Below are 19,505 nucleotides of genomic sequence, written 5' to 3' on the forward strand. Positions count from 1 at the left end.
TCTTGCTGGATAAAACGTTTATAGACTAGACGACAAGCCGAAGATTGTACAAAATTTTTAGTAAAACAAAAAAATCTCCCCGAAGGGAGATAATCTGGTTTATTTTACCTTACAGTGCTAGGAACCGCAACCGAAGATTATACTTGAGTATATCGAGGTAAGGTGACAACGCAATGTAAGTGAAAAATAAAGCAGATTAACGACGAAGTCCTAGAGAGTTGATCAACTCACGGTAACGGTTAACGTCGTTTTTACGCAAGTATGCAAGCAAGTTACGACGGCGACCGATTTTCTTCATCAATCCACGGTAAGTAGCGTGGTCTTTTTTGTGTTGTTTGATGTGTTCGTTAAGGTGGTTGATTTCCCAAGTAAGGACAGCAACTTGAACCTCTACTGAACCTGTATCACCTTCGTGACGTGCATATTGTGCGATGATTTCATTTTTTTTCTCTTTTGAGATTGCCATGATGTTTCTCCTTTTTATTTGGCTTCATCCGAGTGACAGGTTGGCATGCCTGTAACCAAGAAGAAGTTATTTGTCTTTACGACAGTTCTTATTCTACCAAGAAGCAGGGACTTTGTCAACTGATTTACTGTTTAAAAGTTTGAATTACTCTACTGATTTCAGGGCTTCAAGCATATCCACTTTTCTCAAGTGGCGATTGACAAAGAGACCTAGTAAAGTCAAAATCACAGTCACTGCGACGATTGGAAGAGCATAGACTTCCCAGCTGACTTGTGGATAAAAGAGTATGGCGGCTGGTGAAATCATTTGAATCAAAAATTGATGTAAATAGTGGCCAGCTACCAAACCGAGAGCAATCCCCACAAGGGACAACACCATGGTCTCGCGGTAGATATAGAGGGTCACTTCTTTATTATGGAAACCGAGAACCTTGATAGTCGAAAGTTCACGAATACGTTCTGCCACATTGATGTTAGTGAGATTGTAAAGAATGACAATGGCTAGTAAAACGGAAACAAGGACAAGGATTGCCATGGTTTTATTGAGCGAACTAGCTACAGATTCAAAGAGATGGATGGCCGTCGCATTTTGGACGACCCCAGAAACAGCAGCTTTTTCCATGAAAGTAGCCGCTTCTTTCTCCGTATTGGAAGGTGTTGGCTCTTTTAATTTTACTAGGTAGGTATTGTCTTGCGGACTGGTGCCGTAGATTTGTTCATAAGTCGCTCGGTTGAGATAAACGAAGTGTCCAACATAGTTTTCAGAAATAGCTGCGACCTTGATTTCCTTCCCGTCAAGCTCCAGCTTATCCCCAACCGTAACCCCTGCTAGTTGGGCTAGTTTTTGACTCACGACCGTTCCATCAGTGACCTGCAACTCTCGCCCATTTTCCTCTAATGTGATAAAAGGCTTAAAGTCTTCTCCACTAGTAACCATCATGGTAATCGTTTGAAGTCCCGCTTTTCCTTTGAAATCTTTTTCAATGGATTTTGAGTAAATCTTTTGATAAGCATGGATAGGTTCAGCTTGTAAGCTACTCTCTAGATCTGCTTTTTCTTGCTCCGTCGCACTGCTCTTTTCCGCTACAATCATCTGGTATTGCTGGATTTGTTCAAATTGACGCTCGGAAACTCCTCCCACAGAAGACTGAATACCAAGACCTGCAAATAGGAGAGCAACCGAACCCGCAACTCCAAAAATGGTCATCAACATCCGTTGCTTATAACGGAAAATATTTCGCGCCGTAACCTTATGAGTGAAGCTCAAACGACTCCATATAAAGCTCAGGCGTTCCAGCAAAATCTTTGATCCCTTAACGGGAGGTTTGGGAAGCAAAAGTTGGGCTGCTTCATCGTGCAATTCCCTCCACGCCACCAGATAAGCCGGCAAGACACTGGATACCCAACTTAAAGCTAGGGCAATAAGACTATAAGACCAGTAAAAATACTCCTGACTTTTACCAACGACCATTCCAGTTGTTATAACATCCGAAATCACTCCTGCAAGGAGATAATGTCCAAGAAGTGTTCCTATAATGGTTCCCACAGTTCCTGCAAGAAAACCATAGAGGACAAACTTGGCAACAATATCTTGATTCCGGTAACCCAAGGCCTTGAAAATACCAGCATTGGTGCGCTCCTCATCTACAAAGCGAGTCATCGTTGTAAAGGTCACCATTGCAGCGACCATATAAAGCACAACGGGGAAGATATTCCCGACTGAACGAATGCTTGACGATGCATTGCTGTACATGAGGTAGCCTTGACCACCTGGCATGGTTTGGCGATTGTATACGTGGTATTTCGGCTCTGCCAGTTCATCAAGCTCTTTCTGACGCTGTTCAAGCTTCTCTTTTTCCTTAGTTAGATCACTCTCTGTCTGAGCCAGTTTTTCTTTTTTTGTCGCCAGTTCTTCCTTAGCTTTTGTCAGCTGTCCCTCGATTTGACTCTTTTGCGGTTCTGGTAAAGTAGGCACTTGTTCTTCTTGCGTTTTCAAGCGATTTTCAGCCTGCTCTAGCTGACTCTTGCCTTTTTGAAGGTTACTTTCAGCAGTTTGGAGCTGTTCTTTGCCCTCTTCTAGGCTCTTTTGCCCATTTGCTTTGATAGTTGCCAATCTTTTTTGACCATTATCGGCAAGTAAGTCTTGCAACTCTTCCTGGTGTTGGGTTCGTTTGGTCTTATAGTCTGATGAAAAAGCATCCAGATTTTTTAAATCGTCATAGCGCACACGCGCAATACTATAAACATCTGAATCAAACTGACTAGGTAAAATTACTCCATAGCCAGCCAAGCTTCCATTTCCACTACTAGCACTTCCTAAATCATCTTTAGAAAGAATCTCACCCGACTGAACAAATCCAGTAATTGTGAAAGTTTGGGATTTTAGAACGGACTTTTCTTCTTTCTTGCTAAAGGCGATAGTCTGCCCAATCTGATAGCGGTCTTTCCAGAAATCAGCCAAGGCAATTTCCCCATCAACCTCTGGCAATCGACCTTCTGTCACTTGAAAGGTTGAAATGCTCTCTGGTTTGGAATAAAGTCGAACCGCTTCTTCACTATTTTCAACTGTTAGGTCTGCCATATAGCCAAACTCAACACTTGCTCTTTGAAGTGTCTTTAGTTCGTCTTGGTCTTCTTTGTCCAAGCCATAATCAGCTATCACGGCAAAATCCAGAGTATTGGCTTTACGGAGATAATCTTCTGCTGTACGTTCCATATTTGGACTGGCCACTTTGAGGCCAACTAGAGCTAAAGAACCCAGCATCATCAAGGTTAAGATAGAAACAAAGCGTCCCTTTGAAGTCGTCACTGACTGGAGCAAGTCTTTTCGGTATGTTTTTTTCATGCTAATACTCCAATGTATCAATATCCTGTGGATGCTCATTGATTGTTACGCTCTTAACCGTAGCATCACGCATATGAATCACCCGATCTGCAATAGGAGCTAGCGCGCTATTGTGGGTCACGATAATCACTGTTGCCTCCTTTTGACGAGACATGTCTTGGAGAATCTTCAAGACTTGCTTCCCCGTCTGATAATCCAAGGCACCTGTCGGCTCATCACAGAGAAGAATTTTAGGATTTTTGGCTACTGCGCGTGCGATGGAAACTCGTTGTTGCTCCCCTCCAGAAAGCTGGGCTGGAAAGTTATTGAGGCGATGATCTAGTCCCACATCTTTGAGCACCTCCTCTGGATCCAAGGCATCCGCTACAATTTCTGAGGCCAACTCCACGTTTTCCTTGGCTGTCAGATTGGAGACTAGATTGTAAAACTGAAAAACAAAGCCCACATCATCTCGACGATAGTTTGTTCGTTGGTGGGAATTGTAGTCGGCGATATTGGCACCATCAATCCAAATCTCCCCCTCATCATTGGTATCCATTCCCCCAAGGAGGTTAAGAACCGTTGACTTTCCAGCACCAGAAGCACCAAGAATAATAACCAGCTCTCCCTTTTCAATCTCAAAATTCACATCACTATTGGCCACAATCTCCGTATCCCCAACTCGGTAACGCTTGTAGCTGTGTTTCAATTCAATGTAAGCCATATCGTTTATCTCCTTTTCAAAACTCGTTTTCTTAAATGAACAAGGTGTTGATTCCAAATCACAGATATTATATAATGAGCTTAGATAAAAATCAATAATCAAAAATCAACAAAGTGTTGATTTAAGCAAAAAGGAAGAAAAATGGCCCAGAAACGAAAAACTACTACTAAAGAAGACATCAAAGAAGCCTTAATCCAGCTGCTATCAGAGGAAAGATTTGATAATATCTCTATCAGTAAGCTCTGTAAACGGGCAGGGATTAATCGCGGCACCTTCTACCTCCACTACCAAGATAAGTATCAGATGGTTGATAGTCTCAAAAGCGAAATTATTTCCCAACTTTCTAGTTATAGCTTGTTTGAAGCGGAGAACGAATATCCCCAAAAGTTAATGATAGCAAAATTTCATATACTGCGTGCTAATGAGCGTCTTATCAACGCCCTGACCAAAAGCCATTATATTGACTTTCGAGAGGCTATTCGGGAGTACATAACCACTATTATTCTGAGTGACAAGCAAGAGACTGCTACCCAGCGTTTTTTAGAGGAGAACTTTCACATCCCTCAGAAATACGCCTTGGAAATCTTCCTATCTAGCGTTGAGGGAATTATTTCTCTTTGGATTGCTGGGGGAGCTCAAGAAGAACCAGAAGAAATCACTGATATAATTTTATCAACCTATAACTACGAACACTGGAGCTACGAATTAAAAGAAACTTAATTCATCCAACCTGCTACAGCATAAACTGTTTCCTCTCATTTTATACTTTTTCAATTAGCTAAGTTGCCTTTATTTTTAACTTAGATACAAAAAAGCCTAGGAATCCTAAGCTTTCTGTTTATAGATTATTTTCCAAGGTAGTATTCAGAAACCACGTTCAATTTTTCGTCAAATTCGAATACCAATGGTGGGAAGTTAGGGATTTCCACGTCCATAATTTCGTCGTCTGACAAGCGTTTGATGTGCTTTACAAGGGCACGGATTGAGTTACCGTGAGCTCCTACGAATACGTTTTTACCATCTTTAAGTGCTGGAGCGATTTTGTCTTCCCAGAATGGAAGGGCACGTTCCAAAGTCACTTTCAAGTTTTCAGCATCTGGGATAACTGAGTCGTCAAGTGAAGCGTAACGACGGTCAGTGTGAGCTGAGTGCTCATCATCACGATCCATAAATCAAATTTCATTTCAGATTCTAGATTAATTTACTGTCTAACCCCAGAAAGCATCTTCTACTGCTTGATCTGATGAAAAGAGCCAAACTTCCTTGATTTTTCCTTCTTCCATGCGGAAAAGATCAATACCGTTCATGTTGAGTTCCTCGCCGTCTGGGCGAGTTCCGACAAAGGTCACATTGGCTGCTACAAGGTCAATATTTTCAGACACCCAGTTAGTCAATACTTTGAAGGTACCGTTTGTTTTTTCTGAAAATTGAGCCAAGTGTGCTCCAAGTGCTTCTTTTCCAACAACTGTACCGGAATTACTATGCTGACCTGGCTGGTGCCAGATGATATCATCTGCCATAGTCTCAAAAACAGCTGGAAAATCACCTGTTATAAGACCACTGTTATATGCATTAAAAATTTCTAAATTTACTGACATGAGTTACTCCTCGTTTCTTTTATTTATGATATAATTTTATCACTTACTAAAAAAAAAGACAAGTAGGCACTTTATTGTTATCTAGTATCAAATACGATACTATTATTGTCAAATAAGAGAATAATTTTAAAAAATTTGGAGGAATTATGGTAACCAAAGTCAGTGAATACGGAATTTGTCCTTTTGCCACGACACAGCGTGTACTAACAGGCAAATGGGCTCTAGTCATCATCTATCAACTCAGTACGGGAACTAAGCGGTTTAATGAACTACAACGGCTGATTCCTGGCATTACCCAAACCATTCTAACACGACACCTCAGACAGCTCGAAAAGGATAAAATCGTGGAGCGTAAAGTCTATGCTGAAGTTCCCCCACGGGTCGAATACAGTCTAACTGAAATGGGTAGAAAATTTCAAGGTGTCCTAGATGCCATTGAAAGTTGGGGACTGGAGTATATCGAAATTCTAAACTAATTATCTCCTCGGTTCATCTCACCTTACAAAGTGAGACGAACCAAGAGTCACTTCTCAAAAAAAAGGCGGAATAAATCCCGCCTTTTATCTTTTATAATTATTTTCCAAGGTAGTATTCAGAAACTACGTTCAATTTTTCATCAAATTCGAATACCAATGGTGGGAAGTTAGGGATTTCCACGTCCATGATTTCGTCGTCTGACAAGCGTTTGATGTGTTTTACAAGGGCACGGATTGAGTTACCGTGAGCTCCTACGAATACGTTTTTACCATCTTTAAGTGCTGGAGCGATTTTGTCTTCCCAGAATGGAAGGGCACGTTCCAAAGTCACTTTCAAGTTTTCAGCATCTGGAATGACTGAGTCGTCAAGTGAAGCGTAACGACGGTCAGTATGAGCTGAGTATTCATCATCACGAGGCATTGCAGGAGGCAATATATCGTATGAACGACGCCAGATGTGAACTTGCTCATCACCAAATTGTTCAGCAGCTTCAGCTTTGTTTTTACCAGTCAAACCACCGTAGTGACGTTCGTTCAAGCGCCATGATTTTTCAACTGGAACCCACAATTGGTCAGCAGCTTCAAGAGCCAAATTTGTTGTTTTGATCGCACGTTTCAATACTGAAGTGTAAGCTTGGTCAAATTCGATACCAGCTTCTTTGATCAATTTACCAGCGTCAATCGCTTGTTGTGTACCTTTTTCAGACAAATCAACATCAGCCCAACCAGTGAAAAGGTTAGCTTTGTTCCATTCAGACTCACCGTGGCGAGCAAAAACCAATTTTACCATTAGATGGATTCTCCTTTAATTTTTCGAGGTTGCCCTCGTTTATCTATTCTATTTTACACAATTTTTCACAAAAAAGCTAGTTAAAATCAACGAAAAAGAGAAGGGCTCTCTGACTCTTCCTCCTAAAATATCTCTTATCCTTCAATTTTGAACTGTTTCAAACTTGACAGGTACAAAGCTCCTCCGATGACAAGGACGATTCCACCAATCCATCCAAGCAAAGGAATCAAGCCAACTACAGATCCAACAATAAATAGAATGGATGGCGCTAATGAAATACGATTATCGTCCTTATAATAGACAAGCGAGAGGATTCCAAGAATAAGGGTTGCAATTTTCACTAAAGAAAACACAATGAAAATAACGCCTAATACAAATCCTACAACATCTTCATCTCGAGAAATAGTTATAAGAACAAGCATAAAAATAGGTGATAAAGCTAAAAAAGCTCCTGCAATAACACCAATAAAGCCATCTACTTGCGCTAGTGTTTTTGTCTTCATAAATATCTCCTTTTATGTTAATAAGGTATATTATACCATATTTTTACCAAAGTTTTTTATTTTTTAAAAAAATACAGGAGAACCTCCTGTATTTTTGGTAAATTATTTCGCTTCAAATCCTTCGGCAACTGCATCCGCAAAGTTTTCTTCTACGATGCTTGCACAGTGGTCACAGATAACTGCGTGGTAACTGCGTTCTGCCGTTGTTGGATCGATACGACGGCAACGGTCACAAACCTCACCAGCCGCACGGTCAACTGTGAAAGCCACATCCTCAAAGTTAACTGCACTCTCTGGAGCTGCACCATCTGCGATGGTTAATTCTGACACGATCAAAAGTTGGGCTACATTGCTGTTTACTGCTTCGAGCAAAGTTTTCACCACTTCATTTGGATAGACCGTCAAATGTGCTTCGAGTGATTTACCGATTACTTTTGCATTACGAGCTTCTTCTAAGGCTTTTTGAGCTTGTCCACGGAAGTCCATGAAGGCAGCCCATGTATCCAAGATTTCTTCTTGGTTCGCAAAAGTTTCCGCTTCTGGTAATTCTGACAATTGAACGAAGTCTTCAGCTTCAAACTCAAGATATGACCAGATTTCTTCCGCTGTGTGAGGAAGGATTGGTGTCAAGAGTTTCGTGATTTTCACAAGGATGTCATAAAAGACAGTCTGCATTTGACGACGTTCCAGTGATTTAGCACCCTCGATGTAGACAACATCTTTGGCGAAGTCAAGGTAGAAGGCTGACAAGTCAACGTTGATAAAGTTCACCAAGGCCTTGTAGATTGTCAAGAATTCAAAGTCCGCATAAGCATCACGAATGGTCTTAACAAGTTGGTTAAAGCGGATGGTCATATACTTATCAACAGATCGAAGTTCTTCATAAGTTACGACATCCACAGCTGGATTAAAGTCAGAGGTATTGGCAATCAAGAAACGAAGGGTGTTACGAATCTTACGGTAAGTTTCAGAGACTTGGCTCAAGATGTCCATAGAGATACGCACGTCGTTACTTGAGTCTACACTGGTTACCCAGAGACGCAAGATTTCCGCACCAAATTGTTTTTCAACATCGCTTGGCGCAATCGTATTTCCAAGAGATTTAGACATCTTCTCACCTTTACCGTCAAGGGCAAAACCTTGTGACAAGATTTGTTTGTAAGGAGCCACGCCATGGTTGGCAACAGATGTGATAAGAGATGAGTTGAACCAACCACGGTACTGGTCAGAACCTTCCAGATAGAGGTCAGCTGGATATTTGAGTTCTGGACGGTTTACTACAACTCCATTCCATGAAGAACCGGAGTCGAACCATACGTCCATGATATCTGTTTCTTTCTTGAATTCGCCATTTGGTGAACCTGGATGGGTAAATCCTTCTGGCAAGAGGTCTTTAGCATCACGTTCCCACCATGCAATAGAACCGTGCTCTTCAAAGAGTTGAGCCACATGCTCGATAGTTTCAGCTGTCATAATTGGTGTTCCGTCTTCAGCGTAGAAGATAGGAAGAGGAACTCCCCAAGCACGTTGACGAGAGATAACCCAGTCACCACGGTCACGGATCATGTTGTAAAGACGCACTTTACCCCATTCTGAATGGAACTTCACTTTTTCAATTTCATCCAAGATTTCTTGGCGGAATTTTGATACAGAAGCAAACCATTGTGGCACTGCACGCCAGATGATTGGTTTCTTGGTACGCCAGTCAAATGGATATGAGTGAGAGATTTCTTCTTGAGCAAGGAGAAGATTACCAAGTTTTTCGATAACAGTTGGAACTACCTTGTCATAGAATTGACCCGCAAAATCAGGACCAGCATTTTCCATCATGATCCCACGTTCATCAACCGTTACAGCAACTTCAAGACCGTTGGCAACACCGACATTGTAGTCGTCCTCACCAAAACCAGGGGCTGTATGGACGATACCAGTACCTGAGTCAGTCGTAACGTGGTCACCAAGGATTACCAGCTCATCTACAGCTGTATCCCATGGGTGTTCTGTTACGATGTGGTTCAATTCTTGACCACGGTAAGTTGCCAAAACTTGAACATCAACCCAGCCAAATTTCTCAGACAAGCTAGTCAATAATTCTGCAGCAACCACAAACTTACGAGCTTCACCAGCAGGTTGTACCAATACATAATCAATATCTGCTCCAACTGTCAAACCACGAGAAGCTGTAATGGTAAATGGGGTTGTTGTCCAAACAACGATGTAAGTATCAGTATCTAACACACCTTTTCCGTCTTTGACACGGTTAGCATAGTAAAGGGAAGTTGAAAGCAAGTCATGGTATTCAATTTCCGCTTCAGCAAGGGCTGACTCAGATGACCATGACCAATAAACTGGCTTGGCACCACGGTAGATATAGCCTTTTTTAGCCATTTCACCAAAGACACGGATTTGAGCCGCTTCATAGTCTGGAGTCAAGGTCACATAAGGATTTTCCCAGTCACCAGAAACACCCAAACGTTTAAAGTCTTCCCGTTGTTTATCTACTTGAGAAAGAGCATAGTCACGGCAAAGTTTCAAGTACTCAACCAAGTCCATTTCTTTACGTTTCACGCCTTGTTTTGCCAAGACTTGCTCGATTGGCAAACCATGTGTATCCCAACCAGGAATATAAGGAGCGTAAAATCCTGACATAGACTTAGAACGAACAATAATATCTTTGGAAATCTTGTTCATGGCATGTCCAACGTGGATATTTCCGTTTGCATATGGAGGTCCATCATGCAAGGTGAAATGCGGTTTTCCTTGGTTCAATTCTTGACGACGTTGGTAAAGTTTTGCATCTTCCCATTCCTTTTGCCAGAGTGGCTCTTTGGTAGGAAGTCCTGCACGCATTGGGAAAGCTGTTTTCCCAAGGTTAAGGGTATCTTTGAGTTTCATGGTATCTCCTTTATAAATATTAACAAATTAAAAACCACGACTTCCAAAAAGGACGAAAATCGTGGTACCACCTTTGTTCGAAAAAAGACAGTGTCTCTTTTCCTCTTTTCCCGTAACGTGGGGAACGTCCAGTCTTACTGTTTTCAGACTGGATTCGTTGAGAGGATAAACTATCCACTAGGGATTGCAGGGCTCACACCATCTCCCGCTCGCTGAAAATATAGTTGGTTAGATTTTGTTCTCACATTTATTTCTTATAATATTGTAACGGATTCTTGTTGTGCTCCATGGCTAGTAGTTGAAGAAGCAGTTCCAGTTGCTGATGGCGATACTGAGAAATACTCTGTCACGATTTCTGAATCCTCATGTTGTGGCTCAACTGAATGAGACTGTATCTCTTCTACAAGCGTATCGATGTCTAACACATGATTTTCCGCTTGACTGTTAGCCTGCTGAGCTTCAAACTCAGCTAATTCTTTGTTACCTGCTTCGATGCGGGCTTGTAACTCAGCCATTTCTTCAGGTGAAAATTGGCGAGTCACATCAATCGGCTCTTCTTCTGGTTGCGAAGGAACAGCTTCTCCCAAGACCTCTCCTACAACTTCCTTAAAGGCTTCATCACTTGTTTGGAGATAAGTCGCAGTCGGACGAAGAATGTCTTCCCAATCTGAAGATTCGACAATTGCCAACTGGCTCTCAATCGTAGATTTGAGACGTTGATGAAATACACGGCTTTTGTTTTTCAATTCCTCTGTCTCAACAGCTACTTTCTTAGCATTATCTGTTGCCTGACGTAGGATTTCATTAGCCTTGTATTTTGCCTCTTCAAGGAGGCGCTGGGCATCTTGCTCAGCCTGTTGAATAATATTGTTTGAGCGCTCTTGAGCAGCTTGCTTTACACGTTCAGCCGTATCTTGAGCAATCAAAACAGACTGGCTCAACGAATCCTTCATCTCATCAAAGTAAGACAAGCGCTCTTCTAAACTTCTAATGTGTCTTTCCATTTCGTGATTATTGCGAACTAAGTCCTCGTAATCACGAACAACAATATCAAGAAATTCATCTACTTCTTCTGGATCAAACCCTCTGAATTTCGTAGAAAAGGTTTTATCTTTAATTTCTAATGATGTAATTGGCATACTTTTCCTCACTTACTTAATAATAATTGGATAGTCAGTTTTATCTTATCCCTTTTAGTTTGCCCATTTTCTTTGACAATCTTCAGACGACCAAACTTTCTCACACTAATCAAATCCCCTACAGCTACTAGATAATCTAATTTTTCAATGGGGTGGTAGTTTACCTGAACAGATTTTTTCTCTATGAGTTGACTAGCCTGCTTTCTGGATAATTTCAAGGCACTTGATAAGAGGGCATCCAAACGAAAACTGGAAATCAAAATCTCTTGTTCTTGATAATTGATCTCAGATATAATTTTATCGGTGAAAGGACATTCCTCCAGCGACACAGGTAGTCTGGCAATCTTTTGTATCCCATCCTGAAACAGAGGGATAAAATCACGATTTACAAAGATCTGTGCTCTCTTTTCATCTACCAAGATATCACCAAAGAGCTTACGATCAATTCCTAGTTGATTGATGATTGTCCCCAAAATCTTTGCATGTGTTAGCTGTTCAAATCTACTTGGATAACGGATCTCTAGCAATGCCATTTCAAAATCTGACAGTGTCGGACTGAAATAGTCCAGATACAGAAGGACACGGACAAATTCCGTATGGATATATTCTCCGCTACTCACACAGCCCAGTCCATAGGTCCCAGCCAAAACCCTCAATATATGTTCCTGATGCGGGTTGACAAAAGCAGTGAGGACAGGAGTATAAGTATCTTCCACCCGCTTGATCCACTCTAATCCCTTATCAATAAAGGGAGCATCAGCAAGGGAAAAGTGCTGGTAAATCGCTTTATTTGTCATCATATTATCAACAAGAAACGAATCAAGCTGTCACCCAAAAAACGGACGATTAAGATTGCCAGCCAAATGGATAAATCCAAACCTCCAAATTGTAAAGGTAAACGGCGAAGTGGATCAACAATCGGTCTAACAAGCTTTTCCAGTAAACGTTCTAGTGAACTACCGTAAGAATTTGGAAACCAAGAGAGGAGTGCATAGATTAACAAAAGCAGGGAATAGATATTCACTGCATTTTGGATCAGACGAATTAGAAAAATCATTATTTCGCTCTACTTCGTTTAATATCAAAACCAAATTCTGCACTTTGAGAATCATCAGGCAACTTGATATCTTCAATATTCACAACCACATTGACTGGTGTCAACAAATACATTGTACTCGCAACTTTTTTCAGATTACCTGCCAAAACATGACGGGCACCGTCCAGATAGTCTAGACAACGACGAGCCTGAACCTCTGTCATGTACTGGAAGTCAATCAAGATACTTTCATTTCCAGCCAATAAATCCACAATCTCTGTTGCATCCTCATATTTTCTAGGATAACGAACATCAATCGTTACTTTTTCATCTGTACGATGACTTTGCATAGCCAATTCTTGTTGACGAGCATGTAAGCGAGTGATGTTGGCATCTTTTGAAGTGGTTGATTGAAACTGCGCTGGCAGTTCTTTAGAAGCTGAACTACTCGATGAAGCAATCATCTGTTCATCCTGAGGTTGATAAGTCGCAGTTGTTTCTTCCCCATCTTCTGTAAAATAATCTATAAATTTATCAAATCTATCTTTTAAAGACATAGATCTCTCCTATTTAAAAAATGCTGTGCCAATTCGAACAAAGGTCGAACCAAATTGAATCGCTTCCTTATAGTCACGACTCATGCCCATGCTCAACTCTGTCATCGGCATATTAGGAATTTGTTTTTCCCTAATTTCTGCTTGCAGTTCCTGAGTTTTCTTGAAAATTTGTTTCAATTCATCAGAATCTGCCTCAAAAGGAGCCATGGTCATCAAACCAACATACTCAATCTGATCTAGCTGAGCCAAGTTCGGCAAAAGTTCTAGTAATTCTTCTTTTGAAAAACCGTGCTTGCTTTCTTCTCCTGAAATATTGACCTGTAGGAAACACTTGATAACATGATCTGTCCTCTTTTGAATCTCCTGTGCCAATTTTAAGGAATCTAAAGCATGAAAGTAATCCACAAAAGGGATTACTTCTTTGACCTTCCGTCTTTGTAGCGTTCCAATCAAATGCCAAGTGACAGGGAATTCTTTTAACGTCTGATATTTTTCTAAAAATTTATCAACACGATTTTCACCAATATGATGAACACCCAGGGGAAGCAAGGCTTCCGCTGTTTTTACGTCCACATATTTCGTCACTGCAATAATTGAAACAGAAGCTGGATCACGATTGGCTTCTCGGCTAGCTTCAGCGACCTGCTGAATAACGAACTCTGTATTTTTTTCAAATCCATTGATTAACGATTCTTGAAGAATGGAGGTGTGTCCAACTCATCTTCGTCCTGATAAGTCGGTGCTTCGAAACGTTCTACAGGTGATACGACTGAATCAGTTTGACGAACGATTGATTCACGACGCAAGTCCCAATCACCAAAAGCAGAAGATTGACTTGTTTCAAAGCGTCGTTGGCTTTGTTTTGGTAATTCTGCTGTATCTTCCAGGTCAAAATGACGATCAAAATTTTGAGGGTGCGGTTGTCTTGAGGCTTCACGACGAGCTGCTTGTTTTACTGGAGAACCAACAACTTTTTCTACACGTTCTTGACGAACACCAGTCGCTACAACTGTTACACGGATTTCATCTTTCATGCTTTCGTCGATTGATGTTCCAAGCCAGATATTCACTCCTTGACCAGCTGCTTGGTTGACGATTTCTGAAGCTTCTTCCGCTTCAATCAAGGTCAAATCAAGACCACCAGTAACGTTGACAATGACATCTTCAGCACCGTCAATGGTTGTTTCAAGAAGTGGTGAGTAAATCGCTTTACGAGCCGCTTCAACGACACGCTCTTCTCCACTGCCAATACCGATACCCATGAGGGCATTCCCTTTGTTTGCCATAACCGTTTTCACGTCAGCAAAGTCAAGGTTGATCAAACCTGGGTTGGTAATCAAGTCTGTAATCCCTTGAACACCTTGGCGAAGGACGTTATCTGCCTCGCTAAGAGCTTCAAGAAGTGGTGTTTTCTTGTCAACAATCTCTAGCAAGTTGTTGTTTGAGATAATCAATAGAGTATCAACATGCTCGCGAAGTTCGTTGATTCCTTCTACAGCGTACTGACCACGTTTGCTTCCTTCAAATCCGAAAGGACGTGTCACAACACCAACTGTAAGAGCTCCAAGATCTTTTGCAATGCGGGCAATAACTGGGGCAGCACCTGTTCCAGATCCTCCACCCATACCAGCAGTGATGAAAACCATGTCTGCCCCGCTGATCGCTGCTGTCAATGCTTCTTCGCTTTCTTCAGCAGCCTTACGACCAACCTCAGGTCGACCTCCAGCACCCAAACCACGAGTCAACTTTGGTCCGAGTTGGATAACTGTTTCAGCTTTTGTACTACTTAAGGCTTGTACGTCTGTGTTCGCTGCAATGAATTCTACGCCTGAAACACCTTCGTCGATCATGCGGTTAATAGCATTACCACCGCCTCCACCGACACCAATTACTTTAATAACTGCACCTTGAGCAGCTGCTGTATCAAATGAAAATGTCATAATTTCTTTTCCTCTTTTATTCATCAAACATGCTTCCGATCAAGCTGCGGAAACGGTCTGTTAATTTCGGTTTATCTTGAGAACTTACTTGGAATTCGTCTCTTGGAGCAAGGCCACTGTCAGGTGTGATTTCAGTTGCTGCAGTAGCTGGTTGCACTGGAGTTGTTTGTATAATCGGTGTCACACTTTGATTTGAAACACCAAAATTAATTGGTTTTTGACGAAGGAATTCATCTCCTCTGACTGCCTTTTGAGCCAGAAGATTCACTTCTGTCAATTTACCTGCAAACTCAGACAAGCTGATTACATGTGCAAAAGCAGGGTTGCGAATTCCCACTTGATTTGGCACATAGAGTTTCACTCGAACACCGAACACTTCTTGCGCCAATTCGACAACTCCTGGTAAAATCGCATTTCCGCCGATCAGAACGATACCACCCGGCAGATCCAACAAGTGTCTTCTGTCTAACTCCTGTTTAATTTGATCAAAAATATGTTTGATACGTGCTGAAATAATTTCTGCCAAGTAGCTTTCTGTCACTTCAACAGGCTCTACTTCACCAATGACTTCTACTTGGAAAGTCTCGTTACTTGCTAGTGGAACATAAGCTTCACCATAGTTTAGTTTCAAACTTTCTGCGATTTTTTGGGAAGTTTTTAAGACTTTGGAAATGTCTTTAGTAACATATTCTCCACCTTCTTGGTAGATATTTGTAAATTGCAATTCTTGATTGCGAATAGTTGCAACTGTAGTCTGCCCACCACCCATATCAATCACTGTCGCGCCAAACTCACGTTCTCCCTCATTGAGAACTGAATTGACAATCGCTAATGGTGAGATGATGACGTTGTCAACATGGATTCCCACACGCTCCACGGTTTTACGAAGGTTATGAAGAATGGTACGAGGTCCTGTGTAAAGTAAACCACGCATTTCCAAACGCACCCCCATCATGCCACGAGGGTCACGAATACCTTGGAAGCCATCTACGATAAATTCTTCTGGAATGAACGTAATCACTTCACGATCAGGCGTCATGCTCTTTGTCAAAGCCGATTTGACAACATTCTCTACGTCTTGATCTGTAATTTCTTTTGTATCTGATGTTACAGGAATCATTCCTTGAGTTGGTTCAACCTGCAAGAGGTTTGCTGGTAAACCAACATTGACAGACTTGATTGAAATTCCTGCCTTCTCTTCTGCTTGGGAAATTGCGGATTTAATTGCTGAAGCAGCAGCCTCAATATCAACGATAATCCCGTCTTTGACACCTTTACTCTTGGCATTGCTAACGCCAATTACATTTACTTCACCATCTCTATGTTCGGCAACCAGCACTTTGATGGAGCTAGTTCCGATATCTAAGCCTGTAAAAAAACCATCTCTAGTCATTACATTGCATCCTCTCTGTCTTCCAAGTTTCTCACTTCTATTTTCAATAACTGTGACGGACACAGCTATTCACAAAATATTATAACACAAAAAATCCAATCGTGCTTAGTTTTTCATAAATTTCCTCTAGGTTTTTTGTAAAAGTCTTTTAAACAATTTTCTCAGGAGCAATCATTATTTTTATATCCTTACAGCTATATTTTGCATATTTAATCAAAAAAAGAGAAGGCCTTTTTAAGCTTTCTCTTGAATAATTTTTTCTGCTCTTTGTTGCAAAAAGACCTCTACTACTTTTGCAGTCAAGCTGATTGCTGCTACCAACACACTGGACACGATGAGGTAGTTCGCCAATTGTCCGTGATTTCCCACTAGTGGTGGTTTATTTAAAAATCCATAATCTCCACCTACAACCAAGTTGACAATTCCTATCAAGGCATTTAGAGAAAATGTAATCACTGTCACATTTTTCAAATTGAGCAGGGAAGCTTCATAATTCTTAAACAAGTATAGGAGCGCATTCCCCAAAAGTGCCACGTGCCCGATGATAAAGGACAGGATGGTCACATGCGGAAACGGATAAGGGTCAAAGAGTGGGTAAGCCAGAGCTGCTGTTGCTCCAAAGGTTCCTAGAAGGGCAAAGTATTGCTTGTACTTGGAAGTCCCTGGAATCAAGAGCATGACAAACATGGCGATACGACAATGATAGAAGGGCAAACTTTCTGATAAGGGCATTTGATTCCCCCAATACCAGCTATACAGAACAATCAGTTGAAGAGACTGAAGGATCTGAATAAAGCGCTGGTAAGTCACTTTGTCGCGAAAGCGATAAGAAGCATAGAAAGTAAGAGCCAATAAACATAACAAACCAATATACCAGTGGAGTTCAAACTGGGGCGGTTCTGATATCTGTGTGGTAAATAATTGTTCCCACAAATTCATATTCTATTCCTCGTTCATCTAGCCAGAGCAGTAGAAAAGTCACTGCTCGACCTTTTTAATTTTTTTGAAAAAGCTTGATTCTATACCATGCATAGAATACTTGCGACTTAAATTCGCAACCTATTATATCATTTGTCTCGCAGAAATGCACCTTGCAGACACCCTTTTTTGATTTGCAGACTTCTCTAGCATAACCTAATCAATATATTGCTCTCTTTGTCCCTGATAAACCTGCCAAAGAATCTCCATCTGCTCCTTGGTAATGCGTTTTTCAGATAAGACTGGCAGTTGGTTAATGGCAAAAAATTGAAGGTCGGCAATTTCTTGATTCTCTTGAAATTGTCCGTCAAAAAGTTGGCATTCAAACACAAACTTTGCATATTGTTTGCTCTGTAGTTGGAAACGATTGGTATCAAAAACTGCAAGTAACCTTTCAGCTTTTGCTGTAAAACCGGTTTCTTCTTCAATTTCCTTGAGAATATTTTCAGTTGGAGAATAGCCGACTTCACCAAATCCACCTGGCAAAGCCCAACTATCCTCTCCTTTTCCTCTAACTAAACAGACTTTTTCATCCTCAACAATCCAAGCACGGACGTCCATCAGAGGAGTCGCGTAAGCGGAAGTTGGTTTCAAGACTTCTGCCACTTCTTCTGCATCGAGGTCTGATACCTGATTCAACATTTCGCTAAACAAACTTCGCAAGTCCTCGTATCGCTCACAGTCAAAAGGATCTTTTGTAAAGGTTAATCCAGTATCCGTAATAGCTAGCATTCTTTGCAGATACTTGGTAAAATCACTTGCATTCATTTTCTAAACTTTCTACCAACTTAGCTAGATTCATAGAGTTCGAGCCTTTGAGCAGAATTTGGTCATTGGCACCGAGGCTTTCCTTGACCTGCTTGACAAGGTCTTCAAATTGATCTTCGCTCGCAGTTTTCTTAAAGTAGAATACATGACCGATTGGGAACATTTGACTGGCAAGTTGGGCCAATTCAGCAATGTCTTCCCCGTAGAAAATAACCGTATCAAGCACATCTGGGGAAAGACTCAAAATCATCTGGTTATGGAGCTGAACAGATTGGTCACCAAGTTCCTTCATGTCTGCCAAGACCGCAATTTTCTTACCTCCTTTGTTGGCTGGGATGGCAGAGAATGTCTCCAAAATCAACTTCATAGCAGTTGGATTGGCATTGTATACGTCAGACAGAATATCTGCTCCATTGGCTGCTTTCTTCCACTCAGTACGATTACGGGTCAATTCTAGGTTCTGAAAGGCTTGACGAATTTGCTCCTCTGAAACTCCTTCTTGTAGAGCCACATAAGCAGCAATCATAGCATTGGTGGCATTGTACTTGCCAGTCACCGGCAAATCAAGGGCTTGCTCCAAGAAATTAGCCTTAAAAGTCAGACTGTCCTTGCGCTCAACTAAGCCTGTGATTTCCAGCTCTGCTCCTTGCCCAAAACGAACCAACTTTTTATCAGCGGGCAAATAGTCCTCTACAATGGAGTCGGCTGGTGTCAAAAGCAAAGAACCTGAAGCCATACCGTCTGCAATTTGCATTTTTCCCTTAGCAATCTCCGAACGGTCTTTGAAAAAGGCCAAATGGGCTTCTCCAACCAAGGTCACGATGGCTGTCTTTGGATGAGCCAATTCAGACAAGAAATGGATATCCCCCAAGTGATCCTGCCCCATCTCCAAGACCAACTTTTCTGTCCCCTCAGGCATATGGAGAACTGTGTAGGGAAGGCCAATCTCGTTATTGTAATTGCCTTGAGTTTTGTAGGTCTTGTAGGTTGTTGACAGTAAGTGCGCCAACATATCCTTGGTCGTTGTCTTGCCATTTGAACCCGTAACAGCAAAGACATCAACCGCTGTTTTTTCAAGATAGTAGGCTGCGAGAGTTTGAAAAGCAGTCAAGACATCGTCTACTAGAATGTAGGGATGATTTGCAACCTTTTTCTCGGATAAGGTTACTACTGCACCATTTTCAAAAGCTGTTTCGATAAAGTCGTGACCATCACGCGCACCCTTGAGCGGAACAAACAAATCTCCAGCAGTGATTAAACGACTGTCAAACTCAGCCTTTTCTAACTGAACATCTGCAAAGAGACTAACATCATTTTTAGCTCCAACAGCTTGGGCGACTTCATGTATTGTTAATTTCATTTCTACTCCTTTAAAAAGGGTTGAAGTCCGAGAACTCTAATCACCTAGCAGTGATGGTT

Annotated in this window: 19 protein-coding genes and 1 pseudogene; 2 read left to right on the plus strand and 18 right to left on the minus strand. The window is 41.5% G+C overall.

The window, feature by feature from the left end; genetic code table 11:
• Positions 1 to 196: 196 nt before the first annotated feature.
• The 3 genes from rpsO to SORDD05_RS03975 all read right to left on the minus strand — a co-directional run bounded on the left by rpsO (position 197) and on the right by SORDD05_RS03975 (position 4,013).
• Entirely contained in the window at positions 197 to 466 is a 270-nt protein-coding gene (rpsO, locus tag SORDD05_RS03965; protein WP_001018251.1) for a 30S ribosomal protein S15, read from the minus strand.
• A gap of 144 nt (positions 467 to 610) precedes the next feature.
• Positions 611 to 3,310 carry an FtsX-like permease family protein gene (locus SORDD05_RS03970; RefSeq protein WP_061417175.1) on the minus strand — a complete coding sequence of 900 codons (2,700 nt, stop codon included), beginning with the start codon at positions 3,308 to 3,310 and terminating at the stop codon, positions 611 to 613.
• Between the two features lies 1 nt (position 3,311).
• On the minus strand, positions 3,312 to 4,013 hold the full coding sequence (locus tag SORDD05_RS03975; RefSeq protein ID WP_061417176.1) for an ABC transporter ATP-binding protein: 702 nt from the start codon (positions 4,011 to 4,013) through the stop codon (positions 3,312 to 3,314).
• A 141-nt stretch (positions 4,014 to 4,154) separates the two neighbouring features.
• Here SORDD05_RS03975 and SORDD05_RS03980 point away from each other — a divergent pair, with 141 nt between their 5' ends.
• Positions 4,155 to 4,733 carry a TetR/AcrR family transcriptional regulator gene (locus tag SORDD05_RS03980; protein WP_061417177.1) on the plus strand — a complete coding sequence of 193 codons (579 nt, stop codon included), beginning with the start codon at positions 4,155 to 4,157 and terminating at the stop codon, positions 4,731 to 4,733.
• A gap of 125 nt (positions 4,734 to 4,858) precedes the next feature.
• On the opposite strand, the pseudogene SORDD05_RS03985 reads toward SORDD05_RS03980, so the two are convergent.
• Together SORDD05_RS03985 and SORDD05_RS03990 are read right to left on the minus strand one after the other, a co-directional pair.
• Positions 4,859 to 5,182, minus strand: a pseudogene (locus SORDD05_RS03985) (2,3-bisphosphoglycerate-dependent phosphoglycerate mutase); the annotation flags it as partial.
• Positions 5,183 to 5,221: 39 nt separating this feature from the next.
• Entirely contained in the window at positions 5,222 to 5,611 is a 390-nt protein-coding gene (locus tag SORDD05_RS03990) for a nuclear transport factor 2 family protein (RefSeq protein WP_061417178.1), read from the minus strand.
• 146 nt (positions 5,612 to 5,757) lie between these two features.
• Between SORDD05_RS03990 and SORDD05_RS03995 the strand changes: the two genes are divergently transcribed.
• Complete coding sequence (locus tag SORDD05_RS03995; RefSeq protein ID WP_061417179.1) at positions 5,758 to 6,087, plus strand: winged helix-turn-helix transcriptional regulator; 330 nt, start codon at positions 5,758 to 5,760, stop codon at positions 6,085 to 6,087.
• A gap of 97 nt (positions 6,088 to 6,184) precedes the next feature.
• On the opposite strand, the gene SORDD05_RS04000 is transcribed toward SORDD05_RS03995, so the two are convergent.
• The 13 genes from SORDD05_RS04000 to SORDD05_RS04065 form a co-directional block, all read right to left on the minus strand.
• Positions 6,185 to 6,877, minus strand: a complete 693-nt coding sequence (locus SORDD05_RS04000) for a phosphoglycerate mutase (protein WP_061417180.1) — start codon at positions 6,875 to 6,877, stop codon at positions 6,185 to 6,187.
• Between the two features lie 134 nt (positions 6,878 to 7,011).
• Positions 7,012 to 7,380, minus strand: a complete 369-nt coding sequence (locus tag SORDD05_RS04005; RefSeq protein ID WP_061417181.1) for a hypothetical protein — start codon at positions 7,378 to 7,380, stop codon at positions 7,012 to 7,014.
• Between the two features lie 102 nt (positions 7,381 to 7,482).
• Positions 7,483 to 10,275 (minus strand): isoleucine--tRNA ligase, encoded by a 2,793-nt coding sequence (gene ileS / locus SORDD05_RS04010; RefSeq protein ID WP_061417182.1) that lies wholly within the window; start codon positions 10,273 to 10,275, stop codon positions 7,483 to 7,485.
• A 254-nt stretch (positions 10,276 to 10,529) separates the two neighbouring features.
• Positions 10,530 to 11,414: a DivIVA domain-containing protein gene (locus SORDD05_RS04020; RefSeq protein WP_061417183.1), complete on the minus strand. Its 885-nt coding sequence runs from the start codon at positions 11,412 to 11,414 to the stop codon at positions 10,530 to 10,532.
• 8 nt (positions 11,415 to 11,422) lie between these two features.
• Entirely contained in the window at positions 11,423 to 12,214 is a 792-nt protein-coding gene (locus tag SORDD05_RS04025) for a YlmH family RNA-binding protein (RefSeq protein ID WP_061417184.1), read from the minus strand.
• Positions 12,211 to 12,471: a YggT family protein gene (locus SORDD05_RS04030; RefSeq protein ID WP_000576498.1), complete on the minus strand. Its 261-nt coding sequence runs from the start codon at positions 12,469 to 12,471 to the stop codon at positions 12,211 to 12,213. Before SORDD05_RS04030 ends, SORDD05_RS04025 begins: the two co-directional genes overlap by 4 nt.
• Positions 12,471 to 13,007 (minus strand): cell division protein SepF, encoded by a 537-nt coding sequence (locus SORDD05_RS04035; RefSeq protein ID WP_061417185.1) that lies wholly within the window; start codon positions 13,005 to 13,007, stop codon positions 12,471 to 12,473. The genes SORDD05_RS04030 and SORDD05_RS04035 overlap by 1 nt, the downstream gene beginning before the upstream one ends.
• A 9-nt stretch (positions 13,008 to 13,016) precedes the next feature.
• Positions 13,017 to 13,691 carry a YggS family pyridoxal phosphate-dependent enzyme gene (locus tag SORDD05_RS04040; RefSeq protein WP_061417186.1) on the minus strand — a complete coding sequence of 225 codons (675 nt, stop codon included), beginning with the start codon at positions 13,689 to 13,691 and terminating at the stop codon, positions 13,017 to 13,019.
• Positions 13,691 to 14,947, minus strand: coding sequence for a cell division protein FtsZ (gene ftsZ / locus SORDD05_RS04045; RefSeq protein ID WP_004243484.1), 1,257 nt, complete (start codon positions 14,945 to 14,947; stop codon positions 13,691 to 13,693). The genes SORDD05_RS04040 and ftsZ overlap by 1 nt, the downstream gene beginning before the upstream one ends.
• 16 nt (positions 14,948 to 14,963) lie before the next feature.
• Positions 14,964 to 16,340, minus strand: coding sequence for a cell division protein FtsA (gene ftsA, locus SORDD05_RS04050; protein ID WP_061417187.1), 1,377 nt, complete (start codon positions 16,338 to 16,340; stop codon positions 14,964 to 14,966).
• Positions 16,341 to 16,574: 234 nt separating this feature from the next.
• On the minus strand, positions 16,575 to 17,279 hold the full coding sequence (locus tag SORDD05_RS04055) for a YwaF family protein (protein WP_061417188.1): 705 nt from the start codon (positions 17,277 to 17,279) through the stop codon (positions 16,575 to 16,577).
• Positions 17,280 to 17,474: 195 nt separating this feature from the next.
• Positions 17,475 to 18,086 (minus strand): NUDIX hydrolase, encoded by a 612-nt coding sequence (locus SORDD05_RS04060; protein WP_061417189.1) that lies wholly within the window; start codon positions 18,084 to 18,086, stop codon positions 17,475 to 17,477.
• Positions 18,073 to 19,446 (minus strand): UDP-N-acetylmuramoyl-tripeptide--D-alanyl-D-alanine ligase, encoded by a 1,374-nt coding sequence (locus tag SORDD05_RS04065; RefSeq protein WP_061417190.1) that lies wholly within the window; start codon positions 19,444 to 19,446, stop codon positions 18,073 to 18,075. Before SORDD05_RS04065 ends, SORDD05_RS04060 begins: the two co-directional genes overlap by 14 nt.
• Positions 19,447 to 19,505: the final 59 nt, after the last annotated feature.

This window comes from Streptococcus oralis (assembly GCF_001578705.1).
Taxonomy (GTDB): Bacteria; Bacillota; Bacilli; order Lactobacillales; family Streptococcaceae; genus Streptococcus; species Streptococcus oralis_J.

What these genes read in the sequence shown, in the direction of transcription:
- SORDD05_RS04035 (WP_061417185.1), bottom strand. Translation starts at nt 13,007, where the DNA reads ATGTCTTTAAAAGATAGATTTGATAAATTTATAGATTATTTTACAGAA.
- ftsA (WP_061417187.1), bottom strand. Translation starts at nt 16,340, where the DNA reads ATGACTAGAGATGGTTTTTTTACAGGCTTAGATATCGGAACTAGCTCC.
- SORDD05_RS03970 (WP_061417175.1), bottom strand. Translation starts at nt 3,310, where the DNA reads ATGAAAAAAACATACCGAAAAGACTTGCTCCAGTCAGTGACGACTTCA.
- SORDD05_RS04055 (WP_061417188.1), bottom strand. Translation starts at nt 17,279, where the DNA reads ATGAATTTGTGGGAACAATTATTTACCACACAGATATCAGAACCGCCC.
- SORDD05_RS04060 (WP_061417189.1), bottom strand. Translation starts at nt 18,086, where the DNA reads ATGAATGCAAGTGATTTTACCAAGTATCTGCAAAGAATGCTAGCTATT.
- ftsZ (WP_004243484.1), bottom strand. Translation starts at nt 14,947, where the DNA reads ATGACATTTTCATTTGATACAGCAGCTGCTCAAGGTGCAGTTATTAAA.
- SORDD05_RS03980 (WP_061417177.1), top strand. Translation starts at nt 4,155, where the DNA reads ATGGCCCAGAAACGAAAAACTACTACTAAAGAAGACATCAAAGAAGCC.
- SORDD05_RS03990 (WP_061417178.1), bottom strand. Translation starts at nt 5,611, where the DNA reads ATGTCAGTAAATTTAGAAATTTTTAATGCATATAACAGTGGTCTTATA.
- SORDD05_RS04020 (WP_061417183.1), bottom strand. Translation starts at nt 11,414, where the DNA reads ATGCCAATTACATCATTAGAAATTAAAGATAAAACCTTTTCTACGAAA.
- SORDD05_RS04000 (WP_061417180.1), bottom strand. Translation starts at nt 6,877, where the DNA reads ATGGTAAAATTGGTTTTTGCTCGCCACGGTGAGTCTGAATGGAACAAA.
- rpsO (WP_001018251.1), bottom strand. Translation starts at nt 466, where the DNA reads ATGGCAATCTCAAAAGAGAAAAAAAATGAAATCATCGCACAATATGCA.
- SORDD05_RS04065 (WP_061417190.1), bottom strand. Translation starts at nt 19,446, where the DNA reads ATGAAATTAACAATACATGAAGTCGCCCAAGCTGTTGGAGCTAAAAAT.
- ileS (WP_061417182.1), bottom strand. Translation starts at nt 10,275, where the DNA reads ATGAAACTCAAAGATACCCTTAACCTTGGGAAAACAGCTTTCCCAATG.
- SORDD05_RS03995 (WP_061417179.1), top strand. Translation starts at nt 5,758, where the DNA reads ATGGTAACCAAAGTCAGTGAATACGGAATTTGTCCTTTTGCCACGACA.
- SORDD05_RS03975 (WP_061417176.1), bottom strand. Translation starts at nt 4,013, where the DNA reads ATGGCTTACATTGAATTGAAACACAGCTACAAGCGTTACCGAGTTGGG.
- SORDD05_RS04005 (WP_061417181.1), bottom strand. Translation starts at nt 7,380, where the DNA reads ATGAAGACAAAAACACTAGCGCAAGTAGATGGCTTTATTGGTGTTATT.
- SORDD05_RS04030 (WP_000576498.1), bottom strand. Translation starts at nt 12,471, where the DNA reads ATGATTTTTCTAATTCGTCTGATCCAAAATGCAGTGAATATCTATTCC.
- SORDD05_RS04025 (WP_061417184.1), bottom strand. Translation starts at nt 12,214, where the DNA reads ATGATGACAAATAAAGCGATTTACCAGCACTTTTCCCTTGCTGATGCT.